The 20,149-nt window shown below is 41.1% G+C and carries 13 protein-coding genes; all 13 read right to left on the bottom strand.

Annotation, left to right across the window (positions count from 1 at the left end; genetic code table 11):
• Positions 1–32 precede the first annotated feature (32 nt).
• The gene (locus C5S62_RS07885) at positions 33–1,352 is read right to left on the bottom strand and encodes an RNA-directed DNA polymerase (RefSeq protein ID WP_104404835.1); all 1,320 of its coding nucleotides are present in this window, start codon (positions 1,350–1,352) and stop codon (positions 33–35) included.
• 290 nt (positions 1,353–1,642) lie between these two features.
• A complete protein-coding gene (locus C5S62_RS07880) occupies positions 1,643–2,026 on the bottom strand; it encodes a four helix bundle protein (RefSeq protein ID WP_104404834.1) in 384 nt (127 codons plus the stop codon).
• Positions 2,027–2,290: 264 nt separating this feature from the next.
• Positions 2,291–3,124, bottom strand: coding sequence for a DUF1566 domain-containing protein (locus C5S62_RS07875; RefSeq protein ID WP_104404833.1), 834 nt, complete (start codon positions 3,122–3,124; stop codon positions 2,291–2,293).
• A gap of 59 nt (positions 3,125–3,183) precedes the next feature.
• Positions 3,184–3,645 (bottom strand): hypothetical protein, encoded by a 462-nt coding sequence (locus tag C5S62_RS07870; protein WP_104404832.1) that lies wholly within the window; start codon positions 3,643–3,645, stop codon positions 3,184–3,186.
• Positions 3,646–3,667: 22 nt separating this feature from the next.
• Positions 3,668–4,525: a hypothetical protein gene (locus C5S62_RS07865; protein ID WP_104404831.1), complete on the bottom strand. Its 858-nt coding sequence runs from the start codon at positions 4,523–4,525 to the stop codon at positions 3,668–3,670.
• 62 nt (positions 4,526–4,587) lie between these two features.
• Complete coding sequence (locus C5S62_RS07860) at positions 4,588–6,456, bottom strand: hypothetical protein (protein ID WP_104404830.1); 1,869 nt, start codon at positions 6,454–6,456, stop codon at positions 4,588–4,590.
• 7 nt (positions 6,457–6,463) lie between these two features.
• Complete coding sequence (locus tag C5S62_RS07855) at positions 6,464–7,678, bottom strand: hypothetical protein (protein ID WP_104404829.1); 1,215 nt, start codon at positions 7,676–7,678, stop codon at positions 6,464–6,466.
• 1 nt (position 7,679) lies between these two features.
• A complete protein-coding gene (locus tag C5S62_RS07850) occupies positions 7,680–9,062 on the bottom strand; it encodes a hypothetical protein (RefSeq protein WP_104404828.1) in 1,383 nt (460 codons plus the stop codon).
• 43 nt (positions 9,063–9,105) lie between these two features.
• Positions 9,106–9,681, bottom strand: coding sequence for a hypothetical protein (locus C5S62_RS07845; protein ID WP_104404827.1), 576 nt, complete (start codon positions 9,679–9,681; stop codon positions 9,106–9,108).
• Position 9,682: 1 nt separating this feature from the next.
• Entirely contained in the window at positions 9,683–10,594 is a 912-nt protein-coding gene (locus C5S62_RS07840) for a hypothetical protein (protein ID WP_104404826.1), read from the bottom strand.
• A 3-nt stretch (positions 10,595–10,597) separates the two neighbouring features.
• The gene (locus C5S62_RS07835; protein ID WP_104404825.1) at positions 10,598–12,244 is read right to left on the bottom strand and encodes a hypothetical protein; all 1,647 of its coding nucleotides are present in this window, start codon (positions 12,242–12,244) and stop codon (positions 10,598–10,600) included.
• A 2-nt stretch (positions 12,245–12,246) separates the two neighbouring features.
• Entirely contained in the window at positions 12,247–13,326 is a 1,080-nt protein-coding gene (locus tag C5S62_RS07830) for a DUF6046 domain-containing protein (protein WP_104404824.1), read from the bottom strand.
• A gap of 79 nt (positions 13,327–13,405) precedes the next feature.
• Positions 13,406–20,050: a phage tail tape measure protein gene (locus C5S62_RS07825; RefSeq protein ID WP_104404823.1), complete on the bottom strand. Its 6,645-nt coding sequence runs from the start codon at positions 20,048–20,050 to the stop codon at positions 13,406–13,408.
• Positions 20,051–20,149: the final 99 nt, after the last annotated feature.

Raw genomic sequence — 20,149 nt, 5'->3', positions numbered from 1 at the left:
GTTTTGAAATTAAAAATGATGTTTATTTATTATTAATAGTCTTTGTGACTTTCAAGTATGCTTATTGGTGGGATTTCGACTGGAGTGTATTCAGACAACATCCTAATATACTTGGCTTTATCATCTCTTTCTTCAAATCTGGCGATCGGCTTAGGTAACGAAAGCTGAGTTTGATAGTTGTGATAAAGCCGATATCTTATACGATTTCTGGGATGGTATCTCTTTTTGAGCTTAACTATTTCCATGCTTCCTTGGATATAAAGCCATTTGAATAGTCTTATATCAATTTCCATCAAACCATTATATCTGATAGCATAAGTATCATAGTGTCTTAGCAAGCCTAAATAGCTGTTGACTGATGATAAAGCTCTAATGATTTGACTTTTAGTTTTGCATTGATTCAAGCGATGAATACTGTGCCTAAAATTGGTTACTGTGCGGTTCAAGGGGTAAATTCTGCCTGGTTTTACAACGGCACCGGTAAAATCTAATCCTTTGGTATAATGTTGCATATAGAATTTCTTGGGAGATAATTTTAGACCCAATGATTCTAATTTGATGCGTATTTTAGGAATAGCGTTCAGTATTGCTTCGGGGGTTTCTGAGATGAGGTAAATATCATCAACATATCTTCCGTGATATTTAATACCAAATTCTTTTTCGATCGCCCAGTCTAATGAGTTTAAGAGATAATTGGCGAACATCTGAGAAGGTAGATTACCAATCGGCATCCCTAACCCTTCGCCATTAGTGAATAACGATTTGCTTGCGGGCAAATGATTCCACATGGTAATTGATGATTGTCTTATACAATTTTCTTCAGTACAGTGACTTAATACAACATGACATAAAAATCTTAAATCATCTTTGTCATCGCCAGTGTATTTCTCATCAATCAACCGGATTACCAAATCTTCCACTAACTTTTTAAGGATAGACATAAAGAAACTGTTAATATCAACGGTAGCGACATAACAGTCTTTTGTGTAATTGTTTGAACATTCAATTATATCTTTCTTCAGCTGATCTACACCTGCTAAAGTACCTTTACCATCGCGGCAATTAAATGTTCTGTCATTAAATTCTTGTTCGATCAACGGCTCCAAACGAAGCCTGATGTAATGATGAATTATTCGATCTGCAAAATCAGCGGCAAAAACCTCACGGTATTTGGGGCGGCTAACAACAAAACAAATGGAACGTCGAGGTCGATATGTTCTGTTATTGATGGCTTGCATCATATCATACAGATTGCCTTCCACATCAAGAGTAAACTTGATGCAGTTGTTTGTCCGCGACTTATGTACACGACAATCTAAATAGGCTTCTACCAAATCCTCATACGTCACCATATCAGCACTAAAAGTGATAATGCCATTATATTTGTGTTATCTATCGCAATTATGCCTTTCGTTGAAATGCTGCCACGGCACGGACGTAGTTGCTGTTCTGCACCTTATCGTTCCAGTTGTTGAGGTTGCCGTCGTTCAGGTTCAAGTTCCAAGCGTTCGTCGCCGAGTTCTCAGTGTTTCGGGTACGTTGTCTTATTCTTAACTACTTATGGCAGTAGTACCCCCATTTCTCACGGAAGCGCATACTCTATGGTCATCCTTAAACTTCCATACTCTGTGCGTTGCACCGATCAATCGCCATCTTCAGCAATTTCCCGCTTTCGATACCTCTTTTTCGATGCGTTCTTCCATGCTGTCACTTGTTTGCCGATAGCTGCCTCCAAATACATGAGATTTGATTGTTGCTTCCGGCTTATCCAACGGTTATCACCAGCCAGTCTAACTATCAATTTGCAATACTCAAACTCACAAATGAAATCGGTGAGATAGGCTTCACGTTCACTTTTGAACATATTTGCCCGCACAATGAATGTAGGCAATGAAATCACTCTCTTAATCCATTCTTGACCAACGGTATGTTTAATATCCCTTGGAAAATTTTTATGAGTATCAAGCACTGCTTGAATGTAATGATAGGTTTCAACGTAAACCGGCAATTCGTTGGATAAAGCCATCGCAACAGTTGTTTATAACAAAACTGATTTTCATCAATTCGTGTATTTGTTTAATACCAAGCCAAATACACCAAATCCCTTAACTACTTTACCCTCATTCACTTATTTACTTATCTTAAAGCCTTGGAACATAATCCTGAACCTTCCTAAGTCGGCGAATTTACTTTGAGATAAGTTGAATAGGTGAATCTCTTCAACCCTTATGCTCGCTTCGCTCGCTCGTCGCTACGCTCCGAAGAGTTAAAGGGTTGAAGAGATAAAGGGTTAATGAAATGCTGCCACGGCACGGACGTAGTAGCTGTACTGCACCTTACCGCGCCAGTAGTTGAGGGTGCCGTCGATCAGGGACAAGTACCAAGCGTTCGTCGCCGAGCCCTCAGTGCTGGACCAGTACCAGCTCTCAGAAAGCTGGCTGGCGCCAGAAATGACTGAGAGGCAAAGGTTGATTGCATATTTGTGCTTCCAAATGGTAAGCAGTTCCGCTATAGATGGGAGCCACCATTTACCTGCACCGATGCCAATCATAGTGCCGGCTTCATCGCCCTTGTTATAAGAGCGATCATAAGCATTACACCATGCGGGAGCATACTGAGTCCATTCCTCTTCGTTTTCACCAAAGAGTTCGACACCATTAGCCATGATAGCCGCTGTGCGAGTTTTACCAGTGTAATCCACATACGCCTTGCTGTAGTCACCGCCAGTATCAGCATTGACTGCAATAGCGTTCTTGGACCATTTAAGGTTGGTCTGGGTGGGGGCTACGATAATGGGAGCCTGACCGTCGATAAGGACAAGTACACCATCGGCGACCTCACCAGCCTGTTCAAGAGCGGGCCACTTCCAGTGAGGTACAGCAAGAGGCCAATTATCGCTTTTGCGATGATAGGTTACAAAACAGCCGTCTGTAGCTGCCTGAAGCTGGGGGTTGGCGTCACCCAGATCTGAGTTCAGATTGTTAAGCTGACTCTGAAGGGTTGCATCTTTGTCATGCAGAGACTGAAGCTGACCCTTGATGAAAGCCTGAACCTGAGCACCGGTAAGCTGTGCGCCTTTGGCACCCCAGTCCGTGTCCATTGTAATTTGCTTTTCTGTTGCCATGTTGTTAAATGTATTAAAACTGTTAGTTTTTTATATAATAGTATTGATTTGTAAAAACACTAATTCCCGTTATCCCACACAGCGTCCTGTTGCCACGGATACTCATTGATCCACAATCCAGTACCGATTACACCATCATGTGTTATGGTCATTTTTTCCTCCAAATGTGTAAGACGTTTTTCAACATCAGTTGCGTGATACCAACTTATTTTTATTGGTACCCCTTGGGGGTTTGTGGTGACATTTTTGGCTATGGATAAACCCCAGCCATCAGGTATATCTGAATCTGGATAAATTACACACTGTCCCGGATGGAAACCTGCTGGATTCCCACTTACCGGATCTGTATAAAGCGTGTGTGCGTCAGTGGGCTGTTGGTTCGCAACGGGAGTGTACTCATCACGGCTTAAAAGAGCGATCATGTAGTCCTTAGTCAGTCCAAGCTGTTCCCAGCAGGCTATGCTAAAATGCTTGCCGTCAATTTTAAGCGTTTGTAAGATATTCGTGTTTGTATCTGCCATTGCGATGATTGTTTAGTGTCAGTTACTCTGCGACAGAGAAACCGGTGAGTGTCAAAGTCTGAGTAGCAGTGTCATAAGAATACTTATTAGCTGTTGCGTTAACAGCAATCCCCTCAAGTTTAGACTTCAAGGAATCGGTAAAGTCATTCTTGGAAAGACCATAACCGGCAACTTTATCGACCTTCTTATCAAGTTCAGTGTTGGTTTCAGTCTTGGTATAATAGTTACCAATGTTCAAGTTATTGATAGCTGCTGTAATAGCCGCGTTCACAGTGGCTGGATTACCATCACCTCCAATACCAACAAGAAGATTTTCAATGTTAGTGATAGCAGCCGCCATCTGCGTTGCTTCGCCACCATGAGTAGCCGCCCAGTCGATAAGTTCCTTGTATGAATTGACAACACCATCGTCAGAAACTTTGGTTGCAAAATCATTGAAAGCGTCTGTAATAGCTTTTGATACAGAACCGGTGCCGGAGCCATTAAGAACGTCAATCTTACCGCTAAGAGCGGCTACGGTAGAGCTTTCAGCCTTTCCATTGATAACCGCTGCTAAGGCTGCATTAAGGTCATCTACTGAGACATTAGCTTTATATGCCAATGCAGCAAGTCCTTTAACCGGTACGTCAACCCCAGCGACTGAGATAGAGCCATTAGCAGTGCCAGTGCCAATGATAAGGTCAACAATTTTTGATGCGATGCTGAGTGCAACGCCATTTACTTTCACACCCTCCAGCACGTTTACCTGCGCGCCAGTTGCGATGCCAGCAAGTTTGTTAAAGTCATTGGCTGACATAAGACCATTCTGATCAGCAGCAGCAGCCGGGATAGCAAAGGTCTTTCCATCAATGACAAAACGAGTTACTTTAAGATCTGCCATGTTTTGAATATGGTTTATTACTATAGATTATACGAGCCTTAGCTCCCTCGTATTTAGAGCTTTTATATTGATACGGTTGCTGTCTCAGGGTCATACGATTTCACTGCTACGGAAGCCACACCACTATCACCGGCAACTTCAGTAATCAAGGCATCTGACCATTTGGATGTATTATCCCATAAAAGCAGATTTTGCCATTTACCGACATTAAGCACAGTAAAGCAATCCATGAGCGTTTCCAGCTGTGCCTGCTGCTGTGATATAATAGATTGTTGAGCGGTAAACTGCTGCATGAACGATGCGAATTGAGCTTCAAGGACTGTAATACGGTCGTTATGCTCAATCACTTCGGTTTCTATTTCTACTAAGCCATTGGGGTTGTCAATCCAAAGATCTTCGTTGTTCCAAAAATATGGATTGCCCCATTCACCTTGCTCTACACATCCAAACTGACTTCTGAGATCATTGATAGCAGTTTCATTCTCTTGAATTGCTTCTGCATTGTTTTCAATAAGCTGATGGTTGGCTTGGATAAGCGAGAGGTTAGTCATTATATCCTCATTCGCTTCATGGAGCTTTTGACGTGTATCATGAAGAGAGGACTGAAGATCGTCCAGAGCTTCTTTAAGCACACCGGTCTGATTTGCCCATAACTGCTCGTTATCCCAGATGAACATATCATTCCAGATACCATCAGCAAAGCAGTTGAAGTGTTCACCAATTTTAGCTATTTTTTCATCTTGAGCAGCTTGATCTCGCCCCATAGCTCGGAACTGATATGCAACACTTCGATGTTCTTTGACAGCCGCCTGTTTAATTTCTTCTATTTCAGAAGAATTATTATCGACAGCGGCATTTAAGCTACTAAGGTTATCTTGATGTTGAGCAATGATTTCTTCATTGTTCGCTACTTTGGTATCTGTTTCGCTTAATCCGGATTGTAAATTAGCAACATTGTCATGAAGCGTCTCAAGCTGCTCTCCAGTATCTATAGGACATTCGCATCCGGCACTTTCATTATAGTTAACCCAATTAGAATCATTAATCCATAAGAGGGTGTTGTCCCATTGACCATTGGTGAGAATTGAGATTCGATAAAGCAATGTATCAATCTCTCGTTGCTGCTCAATATCTCTGGCATCCAGATTATCAAGCTTGCTGGTAAAGCCTTGATGTTCTGTACGGAAAGCATCATGCTCATTAGTAAATTCCCGATGTTCTTTTCTAAAAGCGTCATGCTCTTTTCTGAACCCATCGAAGGTGGAGTTGATACCCTTTAATGTATCGGCTGCATCTTTTTGAACTTCGGAGATCCTATTAGAAAGCTGAGTAATGGCTTGCTGATGTTCTTCAATTAGATGATAAACATCCTCAAACGTATTACACATGAAGTTGGAATTTTCCCACAGAGTTTCATTACTCCATTTGAAGTCATTCTTCCACTGTCCGGAATTAAAACAAGACAAGGCATAGAGCAAATCAGTTATTTGCTGATCATGCTCTGCTATCAGCTTCTGAAGGGCTTTAATCTCCCCGTCATGTTTTTCCAGATGTGTATTGAAAGCGTCATGCTTTCTACCGTTTTGAAGTAATGCCTCATCAATTTCAGTAAGGTGCTGATTAATAGCCCTTGTATCTGTCTGATGTGTCTCTGAAAGAGTATTAATCCTCTCAGATAACGCATCAGTTAGGGCATATTTGTTATTGTCCCATACAGTAACGTCACTCCAGTAAAGATTGTTTTCCCATATCCCTTCACTGAAGCAACAAAGAGAATCATTAATGTCGTTAGCATGGTTCAGAAGATATTCATTAATATCCTCCTGATAACGCTTTTGCTTTTCATCATAGATGTCTGCCGTAACCGCAACAACATGGTCTGAAGCGGTACTGGTTAAGGCGTTGCCTATTTTACCTTTTGCGATTTCCATTATGTTCTTATTTTGCGGTTATGTTTACTTCGGCACCAGCGTTATATACTGCGCCGGATTCATAGATTTTGTATTCCACATTATCAAATGTTTGTTTCCGGCTGTTCATCACATAAGGTGCGCCACCCATAGTGAAATCACTTAATGCTGCAATATCCACTGGAACAAGGATATAATATCGTTGATTGTTCTTTGTGTTGATTGTCCTATAATTGCCGGCTGCGGATGTTCTTGCACTGATTTGATGACTGGAATTTTTAATGTCCAGAACAGTTGCACCAAATCCACAATATATCGGGTATCTGGCATAGAGCGTTATACTGGCAGGGAGTATAAGTCCTTTATATTCAGTTTCAGCTCTAAATAGGACATCCACATCAGTAGATATAGGCATCTGATGCGATAGGTTTTGCACTTTAGAAGAATCTACAAGCCTTTGTCCTTGATAGATACTCAGATTATCAATATCGTCATCAATATTGACCTTTGCTCTTAATGTGATGTTCGTCTCAACGCCCTTGTGAACCACGTTGGGGGTGAGACTAAGAGTTGTTTTAGCGCCCAAAGCCAAAACCAAAAGCTTGGCGTCAGTCGTATCTTGATATATTTTCTGATCTTTCTCATGCTGGTCGATATGGTTATTAATATCGGTTATATCCTTGTTATGATGATCAGTCAGTTCGTTGATTTGACGCTGTAAGTCATCAGTAATGGCATATTTGTTATTATCCCATACTGTTTCGTTGCTCCAAAGCAATGTATCAATCCAAATGCCTTCGCTAAAACAGCTGATTGTGTCAAGGACAGAATCTATTTCACGCTGCTGCTCTTCATTTGTTTTTTCGATTGCATTGATGTGTTCCCACTGTTTTTTATCATCTTCCTGAATAGCATGAATTTCTTCTTGCTGTTTTTTAATAGCCTTATCCAGTTGTTTGACATAATCCAGCGTTTCCTGCGTAAGTTTCTTGGTATCGACGGCAAAGTTGTAGTAATATGCCATATCAACCAGCACATCCCATACGTCTGTATTGGTATAGACTATATGGCCCTGGTTATCCGTAATCGTAACTGGAGATTTCCCCTGTGCTTGCAATACCTTACATCTGAAGACACAGCCACAAACTGTGACCACGTTCTCCTGATAATATTTTTTGGTAATGTCGAAGGTGTTTCTCCACTTTAGGGCGGTACCAATTTTGACAATATTATCATTATTCATATTATTGGTTTATTTGAGTGGCATAAATGTGTTGTGTAATTTCATCCATAGTCATATCACTGATATTGGTGCTATTGGAAACGATACCAAGTAATCGACCGGTGTGGATGTCTTGTACTAATCCCAACATATTTTTGATGTTGGCACTTGTCTGAGGAATGATGTAAAGACCCTTACCTTGACGGAATTGGTCTTGACGGATCATATACTTTACTGTTGACCTTCGTTTTAATATGAAACACTTATGGCATGTTTCAGTAAGCCAATAAGGTTGTTCAATTAAGGCGGTATATAGTCTTGTCTCATCATTATCATTGATGATAAATATCGGAGCATCTTTCACTTTATCTTCTTTTTCATCATCAAACATGACAATAGTATTAGCTTCTAATGTAGCTGAGACGATATAGTATTTGTCACTGGGGATAATATCACCTACACCATTAAATTGTCCGGCAACAACCGTATTGGCAATACGAGAAGATGTAGTAGTATAATCTGTGAATATCAGAATATTTAGAACATACGGATAGCCATTTAGCAATTCCATAAAGTCTATATCTGACAGCTCATTAAGCACTACATTCCTGCGCACGTACTCATCTGTAAATAAACTGAAGAATTGAAGGTTCAGGTTATCCACATCTTTCAGATCAGTGTCAATTTCTTCTCTTTCCGGACTAAAAAGTACATCGAGTTTGCCGGTCTCATTATCGAAATCAGCATCCTGAATAGGCTTTTTATCAGCATCAAACTGGGTTTCCAGAACCTTTTGTAAATCAGAATGAGCCACCACACAATTCAGATATTTGGTAGCCCCAACACCCGTAGTGGGGTATCTGTAGCTTTTTCCAGGAGCACATAATGTTAATAACTGAGAAGCCTGGTCATCACTGTAATTAATACTGAGGTCAGTGCTTTTAGCAGAATAAATATATGCTTTATCCAGAACCTCAGACTTACTGTTTTGTACCATTTTGACAATGAACTCACCATGAATGTCGATAAATGGAAGCATACAGGCTGGAATAGGCGCTGCTATATTCTTGCTAAGAACATAACTGTTAACAGGCAGACCAAATTCTCCCCTGATATTGCTGAAAACATAATACTTTCCATTACGCAATGCAACCAGTCGAATTCTGAAATTGCTGGTACTGGGCATATAGGCTGATGTAAACCGACATATTAGCTCTCCATTGTCATATTGAATAATGCTCCAATATGCTTCTGGAATTATGATGTTGCAGATGAGAATATCAATTTCTTTATCTTCATCAAATATGTTGCCCCACAGTGAGTCGAATACTGGTACAGAGGCATTTGACTTATCCTCCACAGACAAGTCACGCTCCTTCATATCCAAAATTAAGTCTCTTACCATATTTATCGACTGTTGTTTATCTATAATAGTCTATTAGAGCTGATCAAGTGATAGTTATTTTGGTAATGGAAGCGGTGCCGGAAGAAGGTGCCGATGGGCGTGACGCACCTCCTGGCATTGTGTTTTTAGCAATACCGTTAATCCAGTCCATGATACCTCCACAGACAACTTCCCAAACTTTTTGCTGGGGGTCTGTATCGCCGACATCATGTGTCGATTTTAGATTACCTTGAACTGTAGTAATTTTAGGATTTAAGAATGGCTTTTGAGGAAATACGACACCTGCATTACCCGTTGGGGCAAGTTGAAACCCTGCTATAATATTGTTCTCTATCTGTTTTATCCAGCTATCAAAACCGTTTGAAGGACTGGGAGGGGCGCAGTTTCCTACAATTTTGAATGTATCAGTTACAACCGGGTCGGGATAAGGATATGCGGATGCTACTATTCCTGAATAAACAATGGACACAGTCGTATGAGCTATAAGATATTCTGTAATACCAGCGGCTACTGCACTCATAGCAGCAGAAGCACTTCCAGAAGTATAATCTTTACCAGAAGTGCCTATAGACCCTTTAAGTTTAGCGATAATGGTTTGTGCAAATGCTGACTTGCTCATATTAAGTTCCGCTTACAGATGAACCACAATGAGGCGCGCCACTGAAAGGACAAACTTTAATGGCATTGAACGGGCCTTGAAGATCAGTGCTGCTGACACCTTTGGTTTTAAGATTGCCGCCAGTTATTGTGACATTACCACCATCAACTTTGATGTCAGAACCCTTTATTTCGCAGCTGTCTGTTTTGATTTTTACTGATCCATCCTCTTCAGTGATTGTAGTGCCCCCGATAATAAAAGAAACCTTACCACTGGTTTCAATGCTGACATTTTCACCATCAATAGTGATTTTGGTATCACCAACAGTAATAATTTTGTGTTCAACTGTTTTTTCTTCCTTAAATCCAATTTCATCATCTGGAGATACGACCTGATCAGTAATTGATGTGGATTTATAGATTGTGTTTGCTTTATTCTTGGTTGGCTCTAATTGGTCATAGTCTTTTTCAAGACCATCATCCGTTTCAACGGGCTTTTCAGTTTCAAAAACTCCAATTTCGATTTCTCCCTTATCTTCACCTTCAATGGAATGAGCAATGTGTTTGATAGTCTGAGCGTGGCTATACATAATCACATATTCATTTCCATCAGTGGGATTTTGAATGATAGTAACCTCAGAATACAACATTGGCACAATCAAAACACCATTCTGATTGTTTTGAATTGCTGACAGGAACACACCTTTATGATGTCCGGTGCCCATAATCGGGTATTCATCAGGTTCATAATTAAATTCCTGAACATCCACTGTACCGGCTAATTCTCCATCTTCATGGATAGCGCAAACATAACCATATATCTTTTTAGTACCTCGAATCGCGCCATCCATACCAGTCATACCTTGACGAGCAATCTGACCCATGAATCGACGTACATCGCCAGACACTTTATTTATTTCATGTTGAAGAGACATATATTATATGATTTGAACGGTTTTTGAGAATGTTGCTATTTTGAATGGAATGGATAATTCTCTGCGATAGCCATTTACTCCAAAAGTGGTATTTACAGCTTCAACATAGTAATATCCATTTTTCTCAGGCTGACGTACATCAATCAATCCTACAATTTCGGTTGGTTTGATAAATAAATCGCCAAAGATGACTATTGAGCCTGAGATGCCATTGGGATTGTAATTTGCCCAATACTGTTTGGCTTCTTCGATTAATTCTTCTTCAGTGATTCCTACTTTAGTGGATAGATAATGTATTACGTTATACTTATCAAGTTTGGCAGCATCAGTAAGATGTCCTTCAATTCGTTTGGTGCTCCAAGTACCATTAATGAATTTCATTTTCTTACGATCTTTTACCTTACGCCGATTGACTATCTGGAATTGACTATCGGCATCAATCATCCACCCTTCGTCATCCGGATCTGGATTTTTTCGTACAGTCAGCTTAAAAAACTGATTTTCCTTGGTTCGCCCCTGGGCTTCTACAGCGAGATACTTCTTATCATTGCGTTTGAGTGTAAGTTTATCCTGTGCAACATCCCAATCAAATTGGATGAGCTTGATAGTATTATTCCCACCATTATAGGTGATATATTTCTTATCATTATTAGGCAAGCCACCTCCACCTTTACCGGCATAGTAAGTGAGACCAACTCTAAGCTGAACGCTGCCATCAGATTTAGTTTCCATCATACAAAGGACACCACTCTTATTCCATTCAGTCAAGACATCAGCTATGGTAAGATTATTGCTGATAGAACCTCCACTGACAGCAATAGTTGATCCTTTACTTGATGCAGCCAATGGAATACCGGTATCTTTTAATAAATGATATTCTCCATCATCATCTAAAAAATCTTTTACCATCAAAGTAGCTTTAGCTGAGATGTTTGGAGTGCTGACAGAAGCCAAAATATGAGCCATATTAGTACATTCCAATACTAATGGAGTATCTACAGAAACCGAAGTGATAAACCCAGTAAAGACAACATCCAGATTAGGATCACTGTCGGCAGTATTCATTTTTTCAAACTCTTGTTCGGAATAAGCGTAACCCAATCGAATTTCAATACGATTTCCAATAGCAACATCATTGGGGCTGAGAAGAGCTATTTCATTTTTAGTTCGATTAAAATCTATCAATCCTTTATCATCATAATTAGCAGCTATAGATGTTGTTGATACCCCATCTTGATTAAACAAAGCAGTAGAGGTGGTAAGTAAATCGCCATTATTGTTTGCCTTTTTTAGATCTTCAAAATTTTCTGTTAAATCAGTAAGATCCCCTGTCACCACACTCTTATCTTTATGACTGGAAAGACTGATGACAGTGCCTCGTGGAAATCTGACAACGGCTTTATTTATAAGATTCTTAGCCGAATCTGATACTTCAATGCTTTCACATTCTCGGATCGTCAGACACTGATTGGCACTGGGTATGCTAAACCAGTCATTCCCCTTTGCTTTCCATATTTTGATTTGACACACCAAGATAGCCAGCTTATCTTCGTATGCTTCGTGCATGTGATATTCCGGCGAAAGTGTGTACTCGATTTGTTGAACTAAATCGGGTCTTTGGTTAAGTCGTTCTGTTAAATCAGATGCCATAGTTATAATTTTTCTTCCAACATACCAGCAGCAAGCCCGACACCCTGTTTGAATAAGTCAGAAGCCATTGATTTCAATCCTTCAAGCTGATTGTTCAACATCTTCATCCATTCACTACCATCATCTTCTTTAGCAGATACAGCTTTCTGAGGAATAATCGAAACCGTATCTTCATTGATGTCAATTATCTGTTCAGGCTGCAATCCGATAGCGGAAAATGTATATTGTTGTAAAGCTTTATAGCCCTGACGAGGTGTCACATTGAAGCTTTCAATAACAATATGGGTTATGCCAAGTTGATCAAGTACCATGTTATTGACCTTGATAATCCCCTTATACTGCATAATCTTATAAAACTTCTTCATTTCTTCAGCCGGATAAATATCAGGCTTCCCGCTTGTTATCTGACCCGATACAGAAAATCTGATGTCCCCATTGGAAACCAGCTCTTTACGACTATAATCACGACCTACGACACGAGTAGCTATAAGATTCTTATCGGAATTAATGGTAATTAATGCTGTTGTATCATACCATACTAATGTATTGGTGGTCACAACATTAGTGATAGTATCTGGCTCTTGCTCTTTATAAACGCCTTTCTTTGCATCAATGACTTTGGTACGATATACTGGGAATTTTTGTGTTACTGTGATGTTTTTATAAAGATCTATACCCAGCATGAGTGCTTCTGTAGCAATGCCTCCCCAATCATCTAAAGCATAAATGGTTCCACCTTTGACTTCCATTGTGCCGTATTCCTTTTGCTCTTCCTCTTGTTTAACAAGTTCAGAATTAATCCAGGCTTGACCGGCTGTGTCTTTGGTGCGCTTACCATTCAATAATGAGTTAAAAGCATTGACAGCTTCATTTTTAAGTTCAGATACAGCTCCCCTGACAGCACCTTTTACAGCTACCTGTAATATAGAGCCGCCGGCACCATCATTATAGAAGAATTTGCAGTTACTGTCGCGTCCACCGTTGGCAATCTTACTCTGCAACGTATTAAACATGGCCCCCATAGCAGAGGACATGGCACTTCCGGTGGCTGTGATTGCGAGGTTATTTAGACTTATGCTCATATCCTATAATAGTTTTTCCGTAAAAAAAGAAAAATGCCGCCTTTCCCGATAGAATTTCGGTACCAGGCGGCATTGTATTTTAAGTAAGATCCATTATTCGCTGGGATTGGTTGGAAGCCTCAGCAAAGATTTGATAGACTGCACCGGCGATACGCTCTTCCATAGCAGCCATCAGATCACGTTCATCAGCATTAGATGCAATCGCCGTTCTGTCAAAGTGAGCCAATTCATTGATATTGATGATTACTTGTGTAGGTTTGGCTGCACTTCTTTCATAAGGGGAAGCATAAGCTGTCTGATTATTAACAGAAGTTGGAGTGGTGGGTGTTGATACACCTTGAGGTGTGTTATTATTTTGATTACCCATCTTTTCTGCCTGATTAATCAAATTTTGATTCTGCTCCAAAATTTTATCAGCTGTTTTGCCTGCCATATTGCGCCACATCTGTTTCTTTTCTTCTGAACGGGAAACAATTCGGTTGCCCAAATTAAGTGTTTCTCCAGAGCGACCCATAATAAAATCGACATATTGTTTTTTGCTGATGCCAGCTTTAACCCATTCAGAATTACTATTACTCCGAATCCATTGATCATAATAATCTTCCGGGGTTTTATCATTATATTTGGCCCCTGTCATTTGATGCCGAATCTGGTTTCTAAGGCTATTTCTATCTTTTATATCAATGACACCAGCTTCAGCCATCATTTTATAGGCTGTGCCAATAATGTCTGAAAAACCCTGAACTGTCAGATTAAAGTTGGCTACTTTATCACGAATTTGCTTTAAGATATTCGTAAAGTCCAAACTGCCATCAGACAATGTGGACAATTCAAGTTCAATTTTGGCTTGTAATTGACCATCATCTGAAAGAGCATCGTAGATAATGTGATAATCTCCAATGATATTAGAAATCGCATTATACCATTCAGCCGTATAGAGTTTTGCACGATTTTCAGCATCAGATAGCCACTGATAGGCGTTCATTTTGCCTGTCATTGTACCTAACTTACCATTGATAGTAGCATCAAGAAGATTCTGTGCCCCTAACTGATATGTGTCATAAACACTGCGATTACTTGTTTGCTGGAATTGTTCCGGGGTCATTCCGGCAGCAGGTAATTTTGCAGTGAATTGCGACATGAAGTTAGTACGAATTTCTTGAGCTTTTCTTTGATATTCAGCTTCAGAAGCTATCTCACCATTCAAGAATTTTTGACGTAATTCTGCAATATTTCTTATGGCTTGTTGGGTACGGATATCATTAGCGCCCTCAATCATCAGTGCATCTTGAACCATGCCATTCCTTTGATTGATAGCATTATCCTCATCAGCGTGCCATAGATTCCAAAGAGCTACTGCGCCATTAGTGCTGTTATTATATGGATTATAATCTAATTGTTTATGCTTCTTAGAGAAATCATAGTTAGCTGCATTTCCAATAGCCAATCTAAAAGCGGGGTTACTGTTAATGACTGAACGCCATTTAGTTGACACATCGTTAATCGACTGTTTACTTGCGTCTTTTGAAAAATCATTAAAGATGGTGGCGTACAGTTGTTTGAATCGCTCCTCATCGGCTTTATATTGCTCAATCTGTTGAGTATTAATACTGGAGATGACTGGTGAGGGGGCAGGAATATTCTCATTCATATAATCCTGATACCATTTGCCCTCTTTCGTCAATTCTCTGGTAGTTTGATCAGCAGCCTTATTAGCTTCTACTCTTGCACGTTGCTGTGCCTCAGAAGTGCCATCAATACGCTGTTTCAATTTATAAAGACCATAACCAAGACCTGCAACAGCGCCAACTGCCAAGGTTACAGGATTAACAAGGAACCAGGCAGCTTTGGCAAGCCCAGTCAACAGACCCATAAGCATACTCTTTAATCCTCCAAACATAGGAGCCAAAGATGCCATTGTCGGCAGTGTTGTGGCAGCTGTTTTGAAGGCTCGTACAGCTCTCGATGGTCCATATATTCTTGCAGCTCTTTCACGAACAGCAGCATAGTGTTGACGAGTTTCCTTATTAAGCGTTTCAAGTGTGGATTTTCTTGAAGCTCCACTAAGGGCTAACTCTCCTGCAAGAATGGCATTGGCAGTCATTGCCTGACGTGCCCGTGCTGCTGTGTTTCCAGAAATGGTCTGTTTGCCCCATTTTCCTTGACCCACTACAAGAGGCGTACCCATCATAGCTGCATTTGCAGCAGAACTTACAGCAGCCCCTCTCGTTACATTACGAGCAACAGAAGTGCCGGCGACAGATGATACTCCAGCCAACCACAAGATTGCCCCTTTGAGACGATCAAATACGCCTATCAAAGAAACAACTGGTGCATTCAAGGCTCCCATCTGAGTAATACCCATCTGAAGTATTACCCACCATTTTATCATGTTGGGGGCGGCATTATAGAGGGATGCCCAAATCTTGACAAACCAAGCCATTACCTTACCAATTTCGATGATCATATCCAGAAGATTCTGCATAATCTGAATTGTCTCCGGCTTGGCAAGATAATCTCTGAGTTTCTTCAATATGCCTTCAAATCCACCTTGACGTTTCTCAAAAGCTTGAACAATGCCTTCGGTAAATGTTGAAGTTACCTGCGCCCATAAACCTGTAATGGTATTCTGTTTTTCTTCAGCAATAGCACCTGAAATATTGCCATTGACAGAATTACGGTTAGCCAACATTAGAGAGACAAGTGAACTCATGCCAGCCTTGCTGCTCATCTTGTTAGACATCATCTCAATGCCGCTACCAATTTCTTCAGCTATTCCTTTATCACCTCCGGCAGCTGCCAGCAATGTGGCAGCGGCTCCTGGTTGTGCAGTGATACGGAAAAGATTGCCGACAATTTGAGCCATTTGATTCTCAGGTATGCGTTGCGCCATCTCAATCAAGATGTCAGACATAGCTCTGTAACTACCATCTTCTTTCAAAGTGGTAATTCCATAGCTCTGATTCATCATATCGAGAACCTTCTGCTGATTCTTATTAGGCTTGAATAAGTTCTGATACATCATACGCAATGCGGTACCGGCAGATGATGCCTGAATACCGGCATTACCCATGACACCAAACAAAGCCATTGTATCAGCAAAGAGATTGGGATCATTACGCCCATACATATTAGCTACGCCACCACCATATTTAGCAGACTCAGCCAGCATCATCAGGTCGGTATTTGACCTTGTTGCAGTTGTTGCCATAATATTTGCGGCTTCACGCATACGCTCCGGCGCAATCTGGAACGTGGTCATAATGTTAGTCATCTTATCGGCGGTCTCTCCTAAATCGGAATCACCAATAAGAGCTAAGTCAGCAATAGGTCTGATAGCATCATTGATGGCATCAATATCATAACCAGCCATTGCAAGAAATCGTGCTGCACTTGCTACTTCAGGAGCAGAGAACTTGGTTTTGACACCAACATTACGCACAGTGCCCTCCATATTTTTGAAGGCGTTCTGACTATAAGAATCAGTACCATTCTGAAGTATGGCTTGGGTAGTGCGCATGGTGTTTTGATACTCCATTGCTTGACTGAAAGAGCTACCGATAGCAGACATGGCACCCCCAATCGCAAACATAACACCCATGCCCTTTGCCATATCAACAGCCATAGGTGTGCGAACACCGAAAGATGTTTGTCCGGTAAAGGGATATGCCCATTTACGTGTACGATCAAAGAAAGGCTTCTGTCGAACAGGCATAGGAGCCATTGCACTACGAGAAGGTGAAGATTCTCCAATACCCTTGCTCTTAGCTATCTGACCTTCCAGTTTGTTGATTTGGCTTTGTAATTGCCAGGGAACTGCAACACTTGCCTGCTGCATTTGAGACGAAACACCTTGCAAGTATCTCAACATCTGAGGAGCCTCCATGCCAGGAGTAGGCACAATGCCAGTAGTGGCAACCGCTTGACGGAAGAACTTGCGATGCTTAGTCAGCATATTCACTTGCTCCTTACTCTGAGCAAATGGAAGCATTGAATTATAAGCTTGCGCCCTTAATCTGGTTGCCTGCTGTTGATGTCGATTTATGCTATTGGCTACGGCCTTGGCTCGTTCCTTTGCCTCATAAGGGGTGGGAGTCGCAAATGCTGCTGTAGCATCTGCTCTCATGCGAGCTAATTCAGCATTGCGTTTCGCTTGTTCACGTTGAATCCAATTCACATCAGGTTTTGCATCTCTCGGAATATTCCGGAAAAGATGATTATACATGGATTGCTGTTGAGCATACCATGCTTGCTGCTGTGAGATATATTCCTGATGTTTTGCGGCTCTAAATCTATTATCACCTCTCTGCTTACGCGCTCTTTCTTCAGATTGCTGTCTTTGCCTATCGTAGCGTTCCTGAACAGTAAGGGGCTGATGACCGGTGTGACCAGTTTGTTTTTTTCCTTGCTGAGTTGTACCGCCAGTAGCGATAGGGGGCACAATAGGAGTAGTCGGAGTTGTTGGAGCGACAGGTGTTTGCTGTGCAGTTGTTGCCTGAGTAGGAGTATTTGCCGGTACACCAGTAGCTGTCAGCTTTATGTTTTGTGGACTTGCAGCTCTTACCTTAGCAATAAACTCTTCCAAAGCAGCTACAGCTCCAGTTGTATCAAGAGTTAAAGAAACTGGTGGAATTTTAGGCTGATTCAGTTGCTTGGTAGAATCGACAACTGGAGTTTTCTTAGTTGCTGAAGTTACAGTCTGTTGTTTTGGCTGAGATACAACCGCAGGTTTTGAAGCGGGCGTAGGTGTAGTTGCAGAATGAACTGCCGGTACACCAGTAGCTGTCAGCTTTATGTTTTGTGGACTTGCAGCTCTAATTTTGGCAATGAACTCTTCAAGTTGAACAAGAGCAGTCGAAGAATCAAGAGACAGTTTTATAGGCGGGATTGTGCCAGCCATTTTTTTCAGTTGCTCTTGTCTTCCGATAGCACCACGTTCCCACATCAACTTTATGGCGACTGGAATAGTCTGACGTGGAATCTCCTTAATCTGACGTATAACGTCTCTTGTATCAACTACACTGGTAACAGTTGCTTTTGAAGATGCCTTTTTAGTTTTGGCAGTAGGAGGAATTGCAGCAGTAGTTGTAGATGAAACAGGAGTTGTTGCAGTTGTCTTGGAGCCAGTTGCAGATTGAGTTACTGGCTTCTGAATAGGTTTGGTCTGTGAAGCAAGAGTTTGTAACTGTTGCTTTGCCTGATCTGTGACAAGATGAACCTGTACATCCAGAACCGGTTTGGGTGTAATTGACCTGACAGAAGCTGCAACCTGGTCTGACATTATTTTTACATTGACCGGTATAGCTTCTGTAATCTTACCTTCCAGTTTGGTTATTTCACCAACGATAGGAACAACAGGTGGTTTAGCTGTTACATTAATCTTTGACAGATTACCTACTATATCAAGAGCTAACGGCTTAATTGCTTTGGCTGTTGACTGAACTGCTGCGACAGATCTACCTTGCAAATTGCGAACAATGTTTTCTTGCTCCGCCCTATTTGCCTGATAAGTGGCTAATGTCTTTGCATCACGAGTTATCTGCCCTTTAACAGCTGGTGTCCTCTGCTCTTCGGGAATGGCTCTGTTAGCATCAAGACGTTGCTGAATGGGAGCAATTTTATCATTCCAAGTCTTGATTTGCTTACGAGCGTCCGCTAATCTGGTTTTTTCTTCTTTAGTAAGAGTAGAAACCACATTGCCGGGCTTCCCTTTAACCTTTGTATCTTTTGAAGTGAAGGGGGCAACTACGGCAGCGCTTAAACTTGCAAGCTGACGCAGTTGAGCTTCAGCAGCAGCAAAGCCTTCAGTGTTCAATACCGGATTGATATTGAAAGAAGCTTGCGACTGTAAGGATTTTAATGAAGTTTGAATTTGTTCAATCACAGTCAATGCACCATTGGAACCTGAAGCGTTTCCACGGATATTGACTGTCAGAGATTTATTTTTTGCATCGCCAAAAGCTTTCTTCCACTCTCTAATAACTGCTGGAGTTACATTGGTGAGTTTGGCTGGCTGAGGTGCGGTGGTACGGGAAGTAGCAGTAATAGCAGATGACTGTGCTTTTGTCGTTTTTGCCTGCTGTGCCGCCGCCTCCTTTTCAAGTTTCTCAGCCATTGCAAGTTCAGCTTTGCGTTGCTGAATGATGTTTTGAATAGCTCTTTTCTGAGTTTCCAGGGTCATTAATTTTTCCTGGAATATGGCTTGATCATGTACACTGGCTTTTGCCAATCCATTTTTGGTCATTTGAATCAAGCCATCACGATTTCTTATGGTATCACCCTTTTTATTTTTTTGGGGTGTACCTAAGAGTTTATCTAACTCTCTGTTATAGCTTTCAATATCCTTCTTTATTGCTGCAACTGTTCTTGGAGAATTTAGAGCAGAACCAATACCTTTTTGAGCGGTTTGAGTTGCAGTTGAGTTACCAGAAAGAGCTTGAAAGATTGCAGAGTGCATTTCGGCGGCGGCACTTCTAACTTGTGTCACCATTGCTCGCAACTGATTATTAAATGCACCGGTGTCTATTTTAGGCGCAAATGTAATCTGCGAATTTTGTTTTAACTGATAAACCGATTGGCTCACCTGAGTGATAGCCTTCTGCAAAGTCTGCATAGGACCCTCAAATTCTTTTGCGATAGTCGCAATCGACTGAAGACCTTCGGCTGCCTTGGTTACATCAGCTATAATGTCATACCTGACAATGTAATCTTTATAGTCTGCCATTTGGTAGTAATTCTAAATGATTTGCTACCTTATAATAGTGTACAAAAAGCCCCAAACCCTTTTGGGGGATGGGGCGAGGTTCTTTGATACGCTTGAACC

The sequence above is a fragment of the Prevotella sp. MGM2 genome, assembly GCF_002933955.1.
In the GTDB taxonomy this organism is placed as follows: domain Bacteria; phylum Bacteroidota; class Bacteroidia; order Bacteroidales; family Bacteroidaceae; genus Alloprevotella.
The sequence above is the reverse complement of the archived record's forward strand: the minus strand, read 5'-3'. Positions and strand labels throughout refer to the sequence as shown.

Excerpts from the sequence above, each read along its gene's own strand:
- C5S62_RS07885 (WP_104404835.1), bottom strand. The coding sequence starts at position 1,352 with ATGGTGACGTATGAGGATTTGGTAGAAGCCTATTTAGATTGTCGTGTA.
- C5S62_RS07880 (WP_104404834.1), bottom strand. The coding sequence starts at position 2,026 with ATGGCTTTATCCAACGAATTGCCGGTTTACGTTGAAACCTATCATTAC.
- C5S62_RS07875 (WP_104404833.1), bottom strand. The coding sequence starts at position 3,124 with ATGGCAACAGAAAAGCAAATTACAATGGACACGGACTGGGGTGCCAAA.
- C5S62_RS07870 (WP_104404832.1), bottom strand. The coding sequence starts at position 3,645 with ATGGCAGATACAAACACGAATATCTTACAAACGCTTAAAATTGACGGC.
- C5S62_RS07865 (WP_104404831.1), bottom strand. The coding sequence starts at position 4,525 with ATGGCAGATCTTAAAGTAACTCGTTTTGTCATTGATGGAAAGACCTTT.
- C5S62_RS07860 (WP_104404830.1), bottom strand. The coding sequence starts at position 6,456 with ATGGAAATCGCAAAAGGTAAAATAGGCAACGCCTTAACCAGTACCGCT.
- C5S62_RS07855 (WP_104404829.1), bottom strand. The coding sequence starts at position 7,678 with ATGAATAATGATAATATTGTCAAAATTGGTACCGCCCTAAAGTGGAGA.
- C5S62_RS07850 (WP_104404828.1), bottom strand. The coding sequence starts at position 9,062 with ATGGTAAGAGACTTAATTTTGGATATGAAGGAGCGTGACTTGTCTGTG.
- C5S62_RS07845 (WP_104404827.1), bottom strand. The coding sequence starts at position 9,681 with ATGAGCAAGTCAGCATTTGCACAAACCATTATCGCTAAACTTAAAGGG.
- C5S62_RS07840 (WP_104404826.1), bottom strand. The coding sequence starts at position 10,594 with ATGTCTCTTCAACATGAAATAAATAAAGTGTCTGGCGATGTACGTCGA.
- C5S62_RS07835 (WP_104404825.1), bottom strand. The coding sequence starts at position 12,244 with ATGGCATCTGATTTAACAGAACGACTTAACCAAAGACCCGATTTAGTT.
- C5S62_RS07830 (WP_104404824.1), bottom strand. The coding sequence starts at position 13,326 with ATGAGCATAAGTCTAAATAACCTCGCAATCACAGCCACCGGAAGTGCC.
- C5S62_RS07825 (WP_104404823.1), bottom strand. The coding sequence starts at position 20,050 with ATGGCAGACTATAAAGATTACATTGTCAGGTATGACATTATAGCTGAT.